This window comes from Streptomyces sp. GB4-14, assembly GCF_022696125.1.
Lineage (GTDB): Bacteria > Actinomycetota > Actinomycetes > Streptomycetales > Streptomycetaceae > Streptomyces > Streptomyces werraensis.
Genome location: NZ_RZHO01000002.1, coordinates 6,146,793 through 6,162,891 on the forward strand (window position 1 = coordinate 6,146,793; position 16,099 = coordinate 6,162,891).

Below are 16,099 nucleotides of genomic sequence, written 5' to 3' on the forward strand. Positions count from 1 at the left end.
ACGGTCCGACCGCCCCGGGACGGCCGAACAGCCGAAGACACCCGACTGCCCGCGGCGGTCGTCGCCCGCGGGCAGTCGTACGGGAGTGTCGGCGGGACGGTCGCGCCACGCGGCTCAGCGGGTGCCGACCGCGGCGCGCACGGCCTTCCGGGCCATCTGGCAGTCGTCGTGCAGCCGGCGCAGCAGCAGCCGCTGCTCCTCACCGGACGGCGTGCCACCCGGCTGGCCCCCCGCGGACGCCGGCGCCGACTCCTGCATCGAACGCTGCACGGCCGTCTCGTAGGTGCGGATCTCCCGGGTCAGCACGAGCATCAGGTTCACCAGGAACGCGTCGCGCGAGGCGGGGCCCGCCGACTGGGCGATCTGGCTGATCTGACGCCGGGCCGCCGGAGCGTCCCCGAGCACGGACCACAGGGTCGCCAGGTCGTAGCCCGGCAGGTACCAGCCCGCGTGCTCCCAGTCCACCAGCACCGGACCGGCCGGTGAGATGAGGATGTTGGACAGCAGCGCGTCGCCGTGGCAGAACTGACCCATGCCCTGCCGCCCCGTCGCCAGGGCGATGCCGTGCAGCAGCTTCTGCAGGTCCCCGAGGTCCCGGTCGGTGAGCAGACCCAGCTCGTGGTACCGGTTGATGCGGGCCGCGTAGTCCAGCGGTGCGTCGAACGTCCCGGCGGGCGGCCGCCAGGAGTTGAGCCGGCAGATCGCGCCGAGTGCCGCCCTGATGTCCGCCCGGGGCGGCGCCTCCACCGGGTGCCGCTGGAGCGCCGCCACCCGTCCGGGCAGACGCTCGATGACCAGCGTGCAGTTGTCCGGGTCCGCTGCGATCAGCCGGGGCGCCCGTACGGGCGGACGCTGCCGGACGAACGAGCGGTATGCCGCTATTTCGTGCCGGATCCGCTCGCTCCACGCGGGGGAGTGGTCCAGTAAGCACTTGGCGACCGCCGTGCTGCGGCCCGTCGTGCCGACCAGGAGGACCGACCGGCCGGTGCGGCGCAGCACCTGGACCGGCGCGAACTCCGGACAGATGCGGTGCACCGACGCGAGCGCCGTGCGCAGTTGCGCGCCCTGTGCGCCCGACAGGTCGAGCCTTCCGCTGAGCGGCTGGGTGCCCGGTCCCGCGAGGCGCCGTGCGTTGCCCGCGCCGAGCACGGGGTTCGCCGGGCGCGCGGGGGCGAGGTAGGGGCCGCTGTCCGACGGACGCGGACGCAGCGGCCGGGGCGGGGCGGACACGGAGGACGATGCTGCGTACATGGGTGATACAGATCCCTTCGTGTGCCTGCGACGTCAGCGCACCACCCAACCCCTCCGCCCGGCCGCACCCTGGGGGAATGCCCCTGCGGCGACGGGGTCGTGGTGGCGCGTTCCTACTCGACACCCGAGGGCCCCTGGCACACCATCTGGCGGACCCTGGCGAACCCTGGCGAATAGTCGCCCGGCACTGCCCACCGGGCTACTGTCAACTCAGCCGAGAACCTGGGGGCTTGACGTGAGCGGACAACCCAACACCCGGCTCTCGGACCTGTTCGGCCTGGCCGGCTGGTCCAAGGGCGAACTCGCGAGGCTGGTGAACCGGCAGGCGGCGGCCATGGGCCATCCGCAGCTGGCGACGGACACCTCCCGGGTGCGGCGGTGGATCGACATGGGAGAGATCCCGCGCGATCCGGTGCCGCGGGTGCTGGCGGCTCTGTTCACCGAGCGTCTCGGCCGTGTCGTGACCATCGAGGATCTCGGTCTGGTACGGCACGGGCGTACGGGGAAACGGCCACGCGCCGGGAGTGCGGAACATCCCGACGGAATGCCGTGGGCGCCCGAGCGGACGGCCGAGGTCCTCACCGAATTCACGGGAATGGACCTCATGCTCAACCGACGCGGCCTGGTGGGTGCGGGCGCCGCCCTCACCGCGGGCTCCGCACTCAGCAGCGCCATGCACGACTGGCTGCACACCGATCCGGCCCTGACCGCAGACGCCCCCCGCCTGCACGATCCCCTGCACGCCGAACCCGCCGGGTTCGACCGCTACGAGGCGGCCCCCATCGGGTCGCAGGAGATCGAGGAACTGGAACGCTCCGTGGAGGTGTTCCGCGCCTGGGACGCCGCCCGCGGCGGCGGACTCCAGCGCAAGGCGGTCGTGGGGCAGCTCAACGAGGTGGGCGGCATGCTCGCCTACCACCACCCGCCCCATCTCCAGCGGCGCCTGTGGGGCGTCGCCGCCAACCTGGCCGTCCTCGCCGGCTGGATGTCGCACGACGTCGGCATGGAACCGACGGCGCAGAAGTACTTCGTCATCGCCGCCCACGCGGCACGGGAGGGCGGCGACCGCCCGCGCGCCGGCGAGGCGCTGTCCCGCGCGGCCCGCCAGATGGTGCACCTGGGCCGCCCCGACGAGGCGCTGGACCTGATGAAGCTCGCCCAGTCCGGTTCGGGAGAGCAGGTGCTGCCGCGCACCCGCGCCATGTTCCACACCATCGAGGCGTGGGCGCAGGCGTCCATGGGCAAGGGCCAGGCGATGCGCCGCACCCTGGGCCGGGCCGAGGACCTGTTCGTCTCCGACAAGGGGGACGTGCCGCCGCCGAACTGGATGCAGCTGTTCAACGAGGCGGACCTGTACGGCATGCAGGCCCTCGCCTACCGCACGCTCGCCGAGTTCGAGCCGGGCGCGGCCGTCCACGCCCAGCACTACGCGGACAAGGCGCTGGCGCTGCGGGTGGACGCCCAGCAGCGGTCGAAGATCTTCGACTTCCTGTCGATGGCTTCCGCGTGCTTCATCGCCGACGACCCCGAACAGGCCGACCGCTTCGCGCGGCTCGCCCTGGTGTCGATGGGCCAGAACTCCTCGCGCCGCACCTGGGACCGGCTGCGCCAGATGTACCGGCTGACCGCCGAGTACTCCTCGTACCCGAGGATCCAGGAGCTGCGGGAGGAGATCGAGCTGGCGCTGCCCAAGCCGCGGAGCAAGGGCGGGACCGCGAAGGCCTGAGGGGCCACGCAACCCTGGTCACGGGTCACTTGTCACGCGTGCGCCCCCGTCAGGAGGCGACGCGCGCCACCAGCACGCACGCGCGCTCCGCACGCTCCCCTTCACCGAACTCCCGTACGACCTCCTGGACGCAGTCCTGGGCGGAACGGCCCCCGGCGAAGCGGGGCGCCAGGGCGAGGAGCCGGTGGACGGCGGCCGTCCCGGTGTGCCCTGGCACGAGGCCGTCGGTGTGCAGCAGGAGCAGGTCGCCGACCTCGAGGGTCTCCTCGGCCTGCCCGTGCGCGGAGCCCGGGGCGGCGCCCAGCAGCGCCCCTTGCGGCGCGTCGAGGGCACGCCCCGCCCGGCCGCGGTAGAGCAGCGGGGCGGGGTGGCCGGCCTGTGCCCACACCGCGGTGCGGGTGTCGTGCCGGTAGCGCAGGCAGACGGCGCCGGCCAGGGCCGGCTGGGCGGTCGTGTCCAGCAGCCGGTCGAGACAGTCCAGCAGAAGGCCTGGCGCGGTGCCGGCCAGCGCCATGCCCCGTAACGCGCCGAGCATCATGGCCACGCCGGACGCGGCGCCCACGCCGTGTCCGGTGAGCTCGCCGACGCCGAGCAGGGTGGCGTCGTCGGGCAGTTCCAGGGCGTCGTACCAGTCACCGCCGACCGACGCATGTGCGGAGGGCGGCAGTTGGGCGGCGGCCACGTCCAGGGCGCGCGGGCCGCGCCGCGGGAACCGCAGGGAGCCGTGCCACGCCGGAAGCACGGCCTCCTGCAGTTCGACCGCGAGCCGGTGCTCGCTGCGCGCGGCGGCGTGCCGGTGCCGGTGCAGCGAGTCACGGGTCTCGCTCACCGCCCGTCGGCAGCGGCGCAGTTCGCTGACGTCGCGCAGGACCGCCCACATGGAGACGGTGCTGCCGTCGGCGCCGAGCACCGGTTCGCCCATCATGTGCACGGTCCGTATGTCGTCGGCCGCGTGCACCACGCGGAACTCCCCGTCGATGGGGCGGCCGTCGACCAGGCATCCGGTGACCATCTCGGTCAGCCGGGGCCGGTCCTCGTCGCACACGAGGGAGGGCAGCTCGTCGAGGGTGAGCGGGGGAGCGGCGGGGTCGCGGCCGAGAATGCGGTACAGCTCGCCGGACCAGCTCACCTCGTCCGTGAGGAGGTCCCACTCGGCGCTGCCGACCCGGCTGAGCAGGGAGGCGCGGGGCGGGGCCGGCGGCGCGGGTGACTCCTCGGCGGACGCCGCGGACGCGCCGGGCGCGGGCGGCGGGTCGTCCCGCAGCTGCGCCAGGTGCTCGTCGAGGTCGTCGAGCTGGTGCATCGCCAGGTCGTACAGCGCGCGACGCCAGCGCTCCCGGGGGTCCCCCGCATCGGTCGGAGTGTCGCGGCGGACGGCGTCCACCTCGCCCTTGAGCCGCCGGGTCTGCGAGATGAGCGCGTCAACCGGGCCGCCTCCCGGCGGCCGGGCGGCGGGGCGGTCCGCGGAGAGAGGGGACGGCATGACGCACTCCGATGCGGGACGGTACGGCCTTCGGACGGGCGGAGGGACCGTTACGACTGTTGCACAGCCCGCCACTGCCTGTAAGTGATTCGGCAACACACGATAAGGTGGTGCCGCTGGCATATGCCACCGTCTTCACGGAGTTACCGCGAGGTAGTCACGTGGTGTTCGCCGGACGCTCCAACTTCCATGGTACGCAAGTGAACTGACGGGGTGTCAGGCATTCCTGGGCGACCCACTCACGCGTTCGATGTTCGGGTGTGAGTTCGACAGCGGGACGCACCGACCGCTCCGCGTCCCGCCACCGTCCGTCAGTAGCGCAGCACCGCCGCCATGCCCTGTGCGTCCTCGAGCGCGCCGTCCGGCACGAACCGCACCTCGGCGCCGGTCTCCAGGCACTGCTCGACGATCTCGTCCACGATGTCCTCGCGGGCGTCGAGGTCGCCGTCCTCGGCGACGATCAGATGCTCGCCGTCGTCGCGGACCGTGATCCGGTAGTTCTCCTCGACGGCCAGCAGCCGGATCCTCCCCTCGCGGGCGCTCTGCCACAGCTCGTCGACGCCCGCCGCGAACTCCTTGCGGCTGCGGGCGGAGTCCAGCTCCCGCGCCACCTCCTCGGCCCGCTTGCGGTCCTCCTCCTCGAGCACCGGCCGCACCGCCTGCCACACCGTCTCCGGCGTCCCGTGCGCCAGTCCCCCGCGCGGCACCTGCACGGCGTCCTTGCACGCGCCGCCGAACTCGCACAGCAGCGACAGCGCCGCCGGCTCGCCGGTGATGTACAGGGGCCTGGGGTGGGCGCGCATCAGGGAGTTCAGCGTGGTGGCCGCCTCCTTCAGGAAGCGGCGGGTGTCCTCGTCCCGGTAGTTGCTGGGCGGGTCGCCGGCCCGCATCTGCCGCTCGGGGTCGAAGTTCGGCTCCTCGCGGATCAGGGGGAACCCGCCCGTGCGCTCCTCGACGACCCGGTCCGGACCGCCGCTCCACAGCGTGACCCGGTCGGCGGCGGCGGACAGCACCCAGAACGGGCGCTCCGCCGTCTGCGCGGAGACCAGGTTGCGGGTCAGGAAGGTGTCCGAGAGCACCACGCGCTCCGGGACGCTGCGCGCCAGCGACCACACCTGGTGCTCACCCGGGGCGGCGAAGATGGCCAGGCCGTCCTCGGCGTGCGCGAGATCGACCTCGGCCAGGGCCCGGTCCAGCTGGGCGGCCACGTCGGCGCGCCGGTCCCGGGAGACCGCGGGATCGGACTCCAGCTTCTTCTTCGCCTCGGCCACCATGGTGCGCAGCCGCACCGCGTCCTCGGTGCTCAGCGGGTCGCGGCGGTTGGTCGGCGTCAGCACCGACACCGCCGGGTAGGGGCGCGGCCGACGGAGTTCGGCGAGGGCGGAGGGACTCAGATCGTGCTCCATGACAGCACCATAGGGCGGAATCCGCGGTAGGGCATTCGGGGCAAAGCGCCCGCCGCCTGCGCGGCGGTCCGGCGGGCCGCGGGTGCACGCTGGTGGGGGAGGTGACCGCCGATGGCGCGCTTGGTCGTGGAGCGGGACGCGGACGGGGGGACCGTCGTCGTCCGGCTGGCGTGGTGGGAGGCGCTGCTCGCCCGCCGCCGCGCGGTACGGGTGCCTAAGGCGTGGGTCGCGGCGACCGGGGTGGAACCGGACTGGTGGCGCGCGATGCGCGGCACGCCGGTGGCCGGGCGCTGCCGGCCGGGGCGGTTCTGCGTGGGGGAGCGTGAGCACGTGCTGGGCCGCGACTTCGTCGCCGTACGGGCGGGCGTCCCGGTGGTGGTCCTGGACCTTCGGCCCCCGGCGCCGTTCGTGCGGCTCGCGGTGTCCGTGCCGGACGCGGGGGAGGCCGCCCGGTCGCTGCGGCCCGGCGGGGACGCGGACGGGGAGGACGGTCCCGAGGACGCCTCCGGCTGACGGGACGGGCCCGCGTCAGATCCGGTCCTCGTCCTCCGCGCCGCAGGAACTGCCGCTCGGCGGGAGGGAGCCGTAGAGCAGGAAGTCGTCGACCTTGCGGTGGACGCACTCGGACGAACCGTAGCCCGTGTGGCCCTCGTTGCGGTTGTCCAGCACCACGGCCGACGGGCCCAGCCGCTTCGCCGTCTGCTCCGTCCACCGGTACGGGGTGGCGGGGTCGCCGCGGGTGCCGACCAGCAGGATCCGCGGGGTGTCCAGGTCCTTGACCTTTTCCCGGATGTAGTCGGTCCCCTTCGGACGGCCGTGGCACAGCACCACCTGCGCCAGCCGGTACGGCCCGAACACCGGCGAGGCCTTCTCGTAGGCGGCGCGCAAGCGGGCGAGCTGTTCGGCGAGTTGGTCCTCGTCCGGACGGTCGGGGTCGTCGGCGCAGTTCACCGCCATCAGCGCCGCGGGGAGGTTGTCCAGCGGCACGTCCTCCTCGTCCGCGAGAGGCTCGTCGCCGCGCGCCGGGGCGGAGGCCGGGGACGGTGCGGACGCGGGGGCCATCCCGCCCGACGCGAGGGCCTCCACGCCGCTGGTGTCGCCGTCCTCCATCAGCTGGGCGAGCGCCCGCTGCAGCACGGGCCACATCTCCTTGGTGTAGAGGCCCTGCGCGATGGCGGCGGCCAGGTCCTGGCCGGTGAACTCGTAGCCGAAGTCGGTCGGCACCGGGGTGTCGTCCAGGGAGCGCACCAGGTCCACGACCTGCTCGCGGGCGGTGCGCGCGTCCTGCCCGAACGGGCAGGCGAGCTCCTCGGTGCACCAGGTGAGGAAGTTCTCCAGCGCCGTCTGCTGCCCCCGCGCGCCGGCGAGGCCCTGCTCGGCCAGCGGCTCGGTCAGCGTGTCCACGCCGTCCAGCGCCATCCGGCCCACCTTGTCGGGAAACCGGGCCGCGTACACCGCGCCGAGCCGGGTCCCGTAGGAGAAGCCGAGGTAGTTGAGCTTCCTGTCGCCCAGCGCCTGACGCATCACGTCCAGGTCGCGGGCCACGTCCACGGTGCCCATGTGGGCGAGGACCGGACCGGAGTGCTTCTCGCACTCGGCCGCCACCTCGCGCAACTGCCGCAGCGCGTCACGCGGATCGCCCGTCTCCTCGCCGCCGGTGGCCTCCAGCGCACGGCTCGTGGCGTCGGCCCCGCAGCTCACGGGGGAGGAGCGGCCCACGCCCCGCGGGTCGAACGACACCACGTCGTAGTCGTCGGTCAGACCGAGGAAGTCCTTGCGGCCGTACGCCAGACCCTGCACCCCGGAGCCGCCGGGACCGCCGAAGTTCAGCACCACCGAGCCGCGCGGGTCGTCGGAGGACGCGCGGTAGCGGGCGAGCGCGAGCTCCAGGGTGCCCCTGCCGGGGTCGGCGTAGTCGAGCGGCACGGTGACCGTCCCGCACTGGAGGTCCTCCGGCAGCTCCGTGCCCTCGCAGGCCGCCCACTCGATCCTCTGGTCGTAGAACCGCCCCAGATCGGGTTCGTCGCGCGCGGTGGCCGTCAGGCCCGTCGCCAGCAGGACCAGCCCGACCGCTCCGGCCGCGGCGCCGCGCCGGAAGGAGGACGGCAGCGCGTTCGCGTGGTGACCGCCCCTGAGTCGCTCGGACAGCTCGCCCAGCATCGCAGCCTCCCAAGGCGCCCGGCCGGCGCCCCCGCCCACCATAAGCGGGCTCCGCCGCCCCCGCCCGTCGGCCGTGCGACGCAGGCGGCGGGCCGCGTCCGCGCGTTCGGGCGCCGGGAGTTCGACGTACTTTGCCGGGGGTTCGAACCCCGGGACCCCCTATGGGGTGAACCGGCTGCGGCATACGGAGGAGCCATAACCCGGATGCCACGTCCGCGTTCTATCCGGTGGCGGGCGAACGCTCGCGACCAAGTCTGGAAGGGCAGGGAACCTATGCGAAGGGTTACCCGAAACGGTGTGATCGCCGTCGCCGCCGCGTCCGGCGCGATGGCCGTGGCGATGCCGGCGTACGCCGATTCCGGGGCGGAGGGCGTCGCGGCCGGGTCGCCCGGAGCGGCGTCCGGGAACAGCGTTCAACTCCCGGTGCACGTCCCGGTGAACGTGTGCGGGAACACGGTGAACGTGGTGGGCCTCCTCAACCCCGCCGCGGGCAACACCTGCGTCAACGAGGACGTGCGGCACGAGGCGGCGTCCGGCACCTCGAAGGGCGCGTCCGGCGCGTCCGCCGCGTCCGCCGAGAGCGACGCGTACGGCTCGCCGGGGCTGCTGTCCGGCAACGGCGTGCAGCTCCCGGTGCACGCGCCGGTCAACGTGACGGGGAACAGCGTGAACGTGGTCGGCATCGGCAACCCGTCGACGGACAACAGCTCCGTCAACGATTCCGGTGAGCGCCCGGAGCCCGCGCCCGAGCGGACCGTGCCGGCCCGTACCCTGCCCGCCCCGGCGCCGCAGGAGGCGGCCCCCGCCGAACAGGTCGCGCTCGCCGAGACCGGCGCCGACCACACGGTCCCGGTGCTCGCCACCGGCGCCGCGATGTTCCTGGGCGGAGTCGCCCTGTACCGCCGCGCCCGGCTCCGCACGGGCCTCTGACCGCCCTCGCGGAAACGCTCCGCCGCCCCCGGGCCCGCCGCGCCGGCCGGACCCGGGGGCACGCCGCGTCAGTGGCTCTGCCGGTGGAACCGCCGGTGCAAGGCGGCGATGTCCTCGGTCAGTTCGGGCACAGGCCCGTCCACGGTCACGCCCGGGGCGATCGCGGAGACCGGCAGCGGCCGCACGGGCGGCTCGGGCACGCCCAGCTCCGCCAGCCAGGACGTCAGCTGCTCGGACGAGGCCACGTACACGATGCGTCCCAGGCCCACCCAGGCGTGGGCGGCGGCGCACATCGGGCAGTGCTCGCCCGAGGTGTGGACGGTGGCGGCGGCCCGCTCCTCGGGCGTCATGTGCGCGGCCGCCCAGCGCGCCAGCTCGAACTCGGGATGCCTGGTGCGGTCGCCGGAGGCCACCCGGTTGTGGTCCTCGGCGAGCACGGTGCCGTCCCCGGACACCAGCACCGACCCGAACGGCTCGTCGCCCGCCTCCAGCGCCTCGGCGGCAAGCTCCACGCAGCGCCGCAGGTGGGGCAGTTCGTCGTCCCGCACAGCCATGGTCGTCGTCCCGTCTCTCCGCCGGCATGATCGCCGGACACCCTAATCCCGTTGCTCCCGCCGACGGCGGATGATGCACTCCCGTCATGCCCTCCACCACCGCACCGGCAGCCCTGCTCACCCTCTACGACCGCGAGATGCGCCGCGACGCCCGCCCCGAGGGCCCCGACGACGCGGTCGAACGCGTAGGCAAGGTGGTACGCCGTACGGCCCCCGCCCACGGCTGGAACGGAGTCGTCTGGTCCGGCTTCGCCTCGGCGGAGGAGGCGGATGCGGCGATCGCGGACCAGATCGCGCACTACACGTCCCGGCACCTGCCCTTCGAGTGGAAGCTGTACGCCCATGACGAGCCGGCGGACCTGGGCAGCCGTCTCCTCGCGGCCGGCTTCACCCCCGGGCCGGACGAGACGCTGATGGCGGCGGAGACCGGCGCGCTCGCCCTGACCACGACCGTCCCGGACGGCATACGCGTCGTCCCGGTGACGGACGGGGCCGGCGCCGGCCAGGTCGCCGAGGTGCACGAACGCGCCTTCGGGGACGACGCGTCCCGCCTCCGGCGCCAGCTCCTCGACGCGCTGACGACCACCCCGGACACGGTGGTCGCCGTCCTCGCCCTCGCCGGGGACGTCCCGGTCAGCGCGGCGCGTATGGAACTGACCCCCGGCACGGGCTTCGCGGGCCTGTGGGGCGGCGGCACGGTACCGGAGTGGCGGGGCCGCGGCATCTACCGCGCCCTGATCACCCACAGGGCCCGCATCGCGGCGGCCCGCGGCTACCGCATCCTCCACGTGGACGCGTCCTCCCTCAGCCGCCCGATCCTGCGACGCATGGGCTTCACACCCCTGACGGTGACGACACCGTACGTGTACGAGCCGGCCCGGTGGACCGCGGCGTCGTAGGGCAGGACGCACGGGAACGGTGGCCGTCCCACCGGGCGTGAGATGTCACCACCCGTGGGACGGCCACCGCTCCCACGCGGAGGACCCGCGTCTCAGCGGTTCAGCTTGGCCCGGTCCAGGGCCGCCACGCCCACCGCCGCGAGGGCGATCTGAATCAGCCACTCCACCCAGTCCACGCCCTTGGTGTCCGCCACGCCGAAGGCGGACGCGAGGGCCGAACCGATGAGGGCGGCGGCGATGCCGACGAGGATCGTCCACAGGATGCCGATGCGCTGACGGCCCGGGACGACCAGGCGGCCCAGGACGCCGATGACGATGCCGATGACGAGGCGGCAGTCGCAGAGAAGGGGCCGGCCCGCGAGGCTACGCGGACCGGTCGGGGGAGGGGGAGCCGTCGTGGGCTCCTACGACGATTTGGATGCTGCCCTGGCCGCCGTTGCGGCGCAGGCGGTGCCCAGGATCACGGTGAGAGCGCCGATGACGACGTTGTTCCAGATCACCCCGGCGTCGGGGTCGGTGCCCACGACCCATGGAGAGATGATCATCCAGATGCCCAGCGCGCACATGGCTCCGCTGAGGCCGTACATGCGCGAGGGGGCCGCCGTGAACCCGAGGGCCAGCAGACCGATCGCGATGCCGACGATCAGGTTGTGCGTCACGAGCGGCGGCTGACTCGACGTGTAGTGGAGGATCCACGGTGACACCGCGCAGTAGAGGCCGAGCAGGAACACCGGACCGTCCACGAAGGCAACGTCACGGCTGCCGAGGACGCGTTCGTAGCGTGCCCGCATCTCCGGTGCGTCCGGATGGCTGGAAAGATCTCCACGTTGGTGTGAGACGTTGGCCATGGTCGTCTCCTTTGACTAGCAGGCCTGACCGCGTCTGGGTGCGGTATGCGGTAAGCGCCGCGTAAGCACCATTGTGCGCTTATTCACTCCTTATGTGTAGTCGGGGACGGCCCGCGAGATTGTCCGTGGAGGCGAGGTCCTCGGGTGCAACGACATGTACGCGCCACTGTGACTGGTCCAGACCCTTGACTGGTACAGACCAAAGCGCTTGAGTGTGCTCCACACCCCCCACCACGGCCGCCCCCACGCCGTGACCGGCCCCGCCGGCGCGTGCGGGCGAGGTCTCGCCCCGGCATGTCCTCGTCGGGGGAGCGGCCGTGTTCCGCGAAGGAGTTGATCCCTTGTCGAGACGCCGTATCGCCGCCGTGACCGCCGCCCTCGTCCTCGCCGGGAGCGCGCCCATGCTGCTCCCCGCCGCGGCCACGACCGCCTCGGCCGCCACCGCGGCCGCGTGTGCCGGCTACCCCGCTTGGGTCGCCGGACAGTGGTACGAGGCCGGCGCGATCGTCCGCTACACCGACGGCAAGGCGTACATCGCCGAGCATGCCAACCCGGGCTACGACCCGACCATCAGCACCTGGTACTGGGAGCCCTATGCCTGTGACAACGGGCCCGGGACGCCCGTCGGGAACTTCGTCGTGACCGAGGCGCAGTTCAACCAGATGTTCCCGAACCGGAACCCGTTCTACACGTACAGCGGCCTCACCGCCGCGCTCAGCGCCTACCCCGGCTTCGCCAACACCGGCAGCGACACGGTGAAGAAGCAGGAGGCCGCCGCCTTCCTCGCCAACGTCAGCCACGAGACCGGCGGCCTGGTGCACGTGGTGGAGCAGAACCAGGCCAACTACCCGCACTACTGCGACTGGAGCCAGCCGTACGGCTGCCCGGCCGGTCAGGCCGCCTACTACGGGCGCGGCCCCATCCAGCTGAGCTGGAACTTCAACTACAAGGCCGCCGGTGACGCGTTGGGCATCGACCTGCTCAACAACCCCTGGCTGGTGCAGAACGACGCGGCCGTGGCCTGGAAGACCGCCCTCTGGTACTGGAACACCCAGTCCGGCCCGGGCAGCATGACCCCGCACGCCGCCATGGTGAACGGGGCCGGCTTCGGCCAGACGATCCGCAGCATCAACGGCTCCCTGGAGTGCGACGGCAGGAACCCGGCGCAGGTCCAGAGCCGGGTGACGAAGTACCAGCAGTTCACCCAGATCCTCGGGACCACCCCCGGCGGCAACCTGTACTGCTGACGCGGACGGCGTGGCGTGGTGTCATGCACCTGACCGTGACTCCGGGCCGCCCCGGAGTCACGGCCGCCCCTGACGGACGAAGGGAAACGCATGCGCACCCCCCACGCCCTGCTCGCCACCGCCGTCACGGCCGCCGCGCTCGCCGCGGCGGCCGTGACACCCGCGCCCGCCGCGGGCGCCGGCGCCGTGCCGCCGTCCGGCACGTACTACGTCCAGTCCGCCGTCACCGGCCTCAACGCCGCCGACGCCTCAGGGACGGTCGAACAGCACCGCCCGCGCGGCGACGAGGACCGCCAGCAGTGGACCCTGCGCCCCGACGGCGACGGGCACCTGCTGGAGAACACCGACAGCCCCGGCGTCTGCCTCGGACGGGCGGGCGACCAGGCCCACACCGTCTCCTGCGCGTCCGCCGAGGCGCGCTGGCAGATCACCCCGCTCGGAGCCGACCGGTACGCGCTCGCCGCCCCCGGCACCGACCGGCGCCTCGCCGTCGCGCCCAAGCCCGCCGGCGCCACCCACCCCGCATCGCTGGCCGTCGGCAGCGGCGGCGACCTCGCCGCCTGGTACCTCACCCCGGTCGAAGCGCCCGGCGGCCCGATGCCGCCCCCGGATCGACGCACCCTCGACCAGGTCACGTTCCTCACCGCACACAACGCCTACGCGAACGGCGTCGACGGCGGTTTCGCCCCGCCCTTCGTCGACCTCTTCCCCAACCAGAGCCGGGGCATCGAACAACAACTCCGTGACGGTGTCCGCGGGTTCATGCTGGACATCCACCAGACGCCCGACGGGGCCATCCTCTGCCACAACAGCTGCACGCTGGTGCGCAGACCCGTCGCCCTGTGGGTCGACCTCCAGCGGATCACCGACTTCCTGCGCGCCCACCCCGGCGAGTTCGTCACCGTCTTCCTGGAGGACTACGTCGACCCGGGCGTGCTGCGCGCGGAACTGGACCGCGTGCAGGGGCTGTCGGACGTGCTCTACCGCCCCGACCGCACCGGGGTGCGGGAGAACGGCTGGCCCGCGATGGGCGAACTGGCGGCCGCCGGACACCAGTTGCTGATCTTCACCGACCACAGCAAGGACGCGGACCGCTCGGCCGGGCTGACCCGGGACACCTTCGGCGTGATGTACCAGCGCGAGTGGACCGTCGAGAACCACTGGTCCATGGGGCCGGGCATCGGCTCCTCCGACTGGTCCTGCTACAGCCGCTGGTACGACGCGAACACCACCATCCCGCTCACCCGCACCGAGCCGGGCTTCCGGCCCCTCTTCGTCATGAACCACTTCCGGGACGCCGCCGTCGCCTCCACCGCCACCACCGACAACGCCAAGCTCGCCGACCGTGCCCGCCGGTTCTGCCAGCCGGCCGCCCGCAAGAAGCCCACCTACCTCGCCGTCGACCGCTACGACCTGGGCAATCCCACGTCCGCCGTCGACGCGTTGAACAGCTACACCTACCCGTAGGGGATCACACGGTCCCGCCCCGGACCGGCCGCCGGGGCGGGACTGGCGTTCCCGGCAGTTTTACGTATAACCTCTCCGGTCAACCCCTGCGAGAGGTGACGATGAGACGCATTGCCCTGGTCACCCTCGTCGTCCACGACTACGACGAGGCGATCCGCTTCTACACCGAGGCCCTCGGCTTCCGGCTCGCCGAGGACGAGCCCCGGCCGGACGGCGGCCGATGGGTCGTCGTCGAGCCAGGCGCCGGGCACTCCGGCGCCGCCCTGCTGCTGGCCCGCGCCGCCGGGGTCGAGCAGCGGGCCCGGGTGGGTGACCAGACCGGCGGACGCGTGGGCTTCTTCCTGCACACCGACGACTTCGCCCGCGACCACGCCCGCATGACCGCCGCCGGGGTGACCTTCCTGGAGGAGCCGCGCCACGAGCCGTACGGCTCGGTCGCCGTCTTCCAGGACCTCTACGGCAACCGCTGGGACCTGCTCCAGCCCGCCGCCTCCTGATCCAGCCGCACCATCGCCGAACGACCTGCCGAGGAACCTCCAGCCATGTCATCTACGCGCATAGACGCCGCCACGATCCGCCGCCTCCCCAAGGCGGTCCTGCACGACCACCTCGACGGCGGCCTGCGCCCGGCCACGGTCGTGGAGCTGGCCGAGGCCGTCGGCCACACCCTGCCCACCACCGACCCGGACGAGCTCGCCGCCTGGTACGTGGAGGCCGCCAACTCCGGCGACCTGGTGCGCTACATCGCCACCTTCGAGCACACCCTCGCCGTGATGCAGACCCGCGAGGGCCTGCTGCGCACCGCCGAGGAGTACGTCCTCGACCTCGCCGCCGACGGCGTCGTCTACGGCGAGGTGCGCTACGCCCCCGAGCTGAACACCCGTGGCGGGCTCACCATGGCCGAGGTCGTGGAGACCGTCCAGGAAGGTCTGGCCGCCGGCATGGCCAAGGCCGCAGCCGCCGGGACGCCCGTCCGGGTCGGCACCCTGCTGTGCGGCATGCGGATGTTCGACCGGGTCCGCGAGGCCGCCGACCTGGCCGTCGCCTTCCGCGACGCGGGCGTCGTCGGCTTCGACATCGCCGGCGCCGAGGACGGCTTCCCGCCCGCCGACCACCTCGCCGCCTTCGAGCACCTGCGCCGCGAGAACGTGCCGTTCACCATCCACGCGGGCGAGGCCCACGGGCTGCCCAGCATCCACCAGGCCGTCCAGGTGTGCGGCGCCCAGCGCATCGGGCACGGCGTGCGCCTCACCGAGGACATCCCCGACCTCGCGGGCGGCAAGCTCGGCCGGCTGGCCTCCTGGGTCCGCGACCGCCGCATCGCCCTGGAGATGTGTCCCACCTCCAACCTGCAGACCGGCGCCGCGACCTCGATCGCCGAGCACCCGATCACCCCGCTGAAGGAACTCGGTTTCCGCGTCACCGTCAACACCGACAACCGTCTGGTCTCCGGCACCACCATGACCCGCGAGATGTCCCTGCTGGTGGAGGAGGCCGGCTGGACCGCCGCGGACCTGCGCGCGGTCACCCTGAACGCCGTGAAGAGCGCGTTCCTGCCGTACGACGAGCGGGTCGCGCTGATCCGGGACGTCGTCCTGCCGGGTTACGACGCGGTGCTCTGAAGCAGCCCGCGGGCGTAGGCGGCCTGTCCGACGTGCTGGAGGTCGTCGGACAGGACGCTGACCAGCCGCACTCCCAGGGTGACCGGCGGGTCCCAGTTCTCGTCGACGACCCGTTCCAGGTCTTTCGCGGTGAGCGTCCGCAGGGCGGCGAGGGTCTGCGCGTGGACGGCGTCGTGATAGCCGGTCAGCAGGTCGGGGGAGTCCACGCGCACCTTGGCCACCTGCGCCGGGGTGTGCCCGAACCCGGTCGCACCGCGCGGCAGGCCGAGCCCGAACCGCTTCTCCCAGCCGTCGGCGAGCCACACCTGCTCCAGGCCGAAGGCGTCCGCGATGTGGTCGTCCTGGACCCGGGTGAGGTGCCACACCAGCCACGCGATGCTGTTGGCCTCCGGCGTGGGCCGGGCGGCGAGCTCGTCGGGGCCGAGTCCCCCGACGGCGGCGTGCACCTCTTCCCGGACGCGGCCGTAGCCGTCGATGAGGATGTCCTTGGCATGCATGCCTCCAGA

16 protein-coding genes are annotated in these 16,099 nt (G+C 73.1%); 8 read left to right on the plus strand and 8 right to left on the minus strand.

Going from position 1 to position 16,099, the window contains the following annotated elements; genetic code table 11:
- Nucleotides 1-114: 114 nt before the first annotated feature.
- Nucleotides 115-1,251, minus strand: coding sequence for an aminoglycoside phosphotransferase family protein (locus ELQ39_RS29635; protein WP_242594950.1), 1,137 nt, complete (start codon nt 1,249-1,251; stop codon nt 115-117).
- 235 nt (nt 1,252-1,486) lie between these two features.
- Here ELQ39_RS29635 and ELQ39_RS29640 point away from each other — a divergent pair, with 235 nt between their 5' ends.
- The gene (locus ELQ39_RS29640) at nt 1,487-2,977 is read left to right on the plus strand and encodes a DNA-binding protein NsdB (protein WP_242594951.1); all 1,491 of its coding nucleotides are present in this window, start codon (nt 1,487-1,489) and stop codon (nt 2,975-2,977) included.
- A gap of 49 nt (nt 2,978-3,026) precedes the next feature.
- On the opposite strand, the gene ELQ39_RS29645 is transcribed toward ELQ39_RS29640, so the two are convergent.
- Both ELQ39_RS29645 and ELQ39_RS29650 read right to left on the minus strand, forming a co-directional pair.
- Nucleotides 3,027-4,460 carry a PP2C family protein-serine/threonine phosphatase gene (locus tag ELQ39_RS29645; protein WP_242594952.1) on the minus strand — a complete coding sequence of 478 codons (1,434 nt, stop codon included), beginning with the start codon at nt 4,458-4,460 and terminating at the stop codon, nt 3,027-3,029.
- A 311-nt stretch (nt 4,461-4,771) separates the two neighbouring features.
- Nucleotides 4,772-5,866 (minus strand): baeRF3 domain-containing protein, encoded by a 1,095-nt coding sequence (locus tag ELQ39_RS29650; RefSeq protein WP_242594953.1) that lies wholly within the window; start codon nt 5,864-5,866, stop codon nt 4,772-4,774.
- Nucleotides 5,867-5,977: 111 nt separating this feature from the next.
- Between ELQ39_RS29650 and ELQ39_RS29655 the strand changes: the two genes are divergently transcribed.
- Nucleotides 5,978-6,379: a hypothetical protein gene (locus ELQ39_RS29655; protein ID WP_190003884.1), complete on the plus strand. Its 402-nt coding sequence runs from the start codon at nt 5,978-5,980 to the stop codon at nt 6,377-6,379.
- 15 nt (nt 6,380-6,394) lie between these two features.
- On the opposite strand, the gene ELQ39_RS29660 is transcribed toward ELQ39_RS29655, so the two are convergent.
- Entirely contained in the window at nt 6,395-8,026 is a 1,632-nt protein-coding gene (locus ELQ39_RS29660; RefSeq protein ID WP_242594954.1) for an alpha/beta hydrolase, read from the minus strand.
- Between the two features lie 297 nt (nt 8,027-8,323).
- On the opposite strand from ELQ39_RS29660, the gene ELQ39_RS29665 reads away from it, so the two are divergent.
- Nucleotides 8,324-8,956, plus strand: coding sequence for a chaplin (locus ELQ39_RS29665; RefSeq protein ID WP_242594955.1), 633 nt, complete (start codon nt 8,324-8,326; stop codon nt 8,954-8,956).
- A gap of 68 nt (nt 8,957-9,024) precedes the next feature.
- Here the strand turns inward: ELQ39_RS29665 and ELQ39_RS29670 are convergent, their stop codons facing one another.
- Nucleotides 9,025-9,510: a nucleoside deaminase gene (locus tag ELQ39_RS29670; protein ID WP_242594956.1), complete on the minus strand. Its 486-nt coding sequence runs from the start codon at nt 9,508-9,510 to the stop codon at nt 9,025-9,027.
- 86 nt (nt 9,511-9,596) lie between these two features.
- Here ELQ39_RS29670 and ELQ39_RS29675 point away from each other — a divergent pair, with 86 nt between their 5' ends.
- Nucleotides 9,597-10,409 carry a GNAT family N-acetyltransferase gene (locus ELQ39_RS29675; protein ID WP_242594957.1) on the plus strand — a complete coding sequence of 271 codons (813 nt, stop codon included), beginning with the start codon at nt 9,597-9,599 and terminating at the stop codon, nt 10,407-10,409.
- 92 nt (nt 10,410-10,501) lie between these two features.
- On the opposite strand, the gene ELQ39_RS29680 is transcribed toward ELQ39_RS29675, so the two are convergent.
- Both ELQ39_RS29680 and ELQ39_RS29685 read right to left on the minus strand, forming a co-directional pair.
- On the minus strand, nt 10,502-10,732 hold the full coding sequence (locus ELQ39_RS29680; protein ID WP_242595677.1) for a GlsB/YeaQ/YmgE family stress response membrane protein: 231 nt from the start codon (nt 10,730-10,732) through the stop codon (nt 10,502-10,504).
- 81 nt (nt 10,733-10,813) lie between these two features.
- Nucleotides 10,814-11,257, minus strand: coding sequence for an SPW repeat protein (locus tag ELQ39_RS29685; protein ID WP_190003890.1), 444 nt, complete (start codon nt 11,255-11,257; stop codon nt 10,814-10,816).
- A gap of 341 nt (nt 11,258-11,598) precedes the next feature.
- On the opposite strand from ELQ39_RS29685, the gene ELQ39_RS29690 reads away from it, so the two are divergent.
- The 4 genes from ELQ39_RS29690 to ELQ39_RS29705 all read left to right on the plus strand — a co-directional run bounded on the left by ELQ39_RS29690 (nt 11,599) and on the right by ELQ39_RS29705 (nt 15,593).
- Nucleotides 11,599-12,504 (plus strand): glycoside hydrolase family 19 protein, encoded by a 906-nt coding sequence (locus tag ELQ39_RS29690; RefSeq protein WP_225628198.1) that lies wholly within the window; start codon nt 11,599-11,601, stop codon nt 12,502-12,504.
- 90 nt (nt 12,505-12,594) lie between these two features.
- Nucleotides 12,595-13,971 (plus strand): phospholipase, encoded by a 1,377-nt coding sequence (locus ELQ39_RS29695; RefSeq protein ID WP_242594958.1) that lies wholly within the window; start codon nt 12,595-12,597, stop codon nt 13,969-13,971.
- 101 nt (nt 13,972-14,072) lie between these two features.
- Entirely contained in the window at nt 14,073-14,468 is a 396-nt protein-coding gene (locus ELQ39_RS29700; RefSeq protein ID WP_225628196.1) for a VOC family protein, read from the plus strand.
- Nucleotides 14,469-14,513: 45 nt separating this feature from the next.
- A complete protein-coding gene (locus tag ELQ39_RS29705) occupies nt 14,514-15,593 on the plus strand; it encodes an adenosine deaminase (RefSeq protein ID WP_242594959.1) in 1,080 nt (359 codons plus the stop codon).
- Here the strand turns inward: ELQ39_RS29705 and ELQ39_RS29710 are convergent.
- Nucleotides 15,575-16,090 (minus strand): mycothiol transferase, encoded by a 516-nt coding sequence (locus ELQ39_RS29710; RefSeq protein WP_190003895.1) that lies wholly within the window; start codon nt 16,088-16,090, stop codon nt 15,575-15,577. The genes ELQ39_RS29705 and ELQ39_RS29710 overlap by 19 nt on opposite strands.
- Nucleotides 16,091-16,099: the final 9 nt, after the last annotated feature.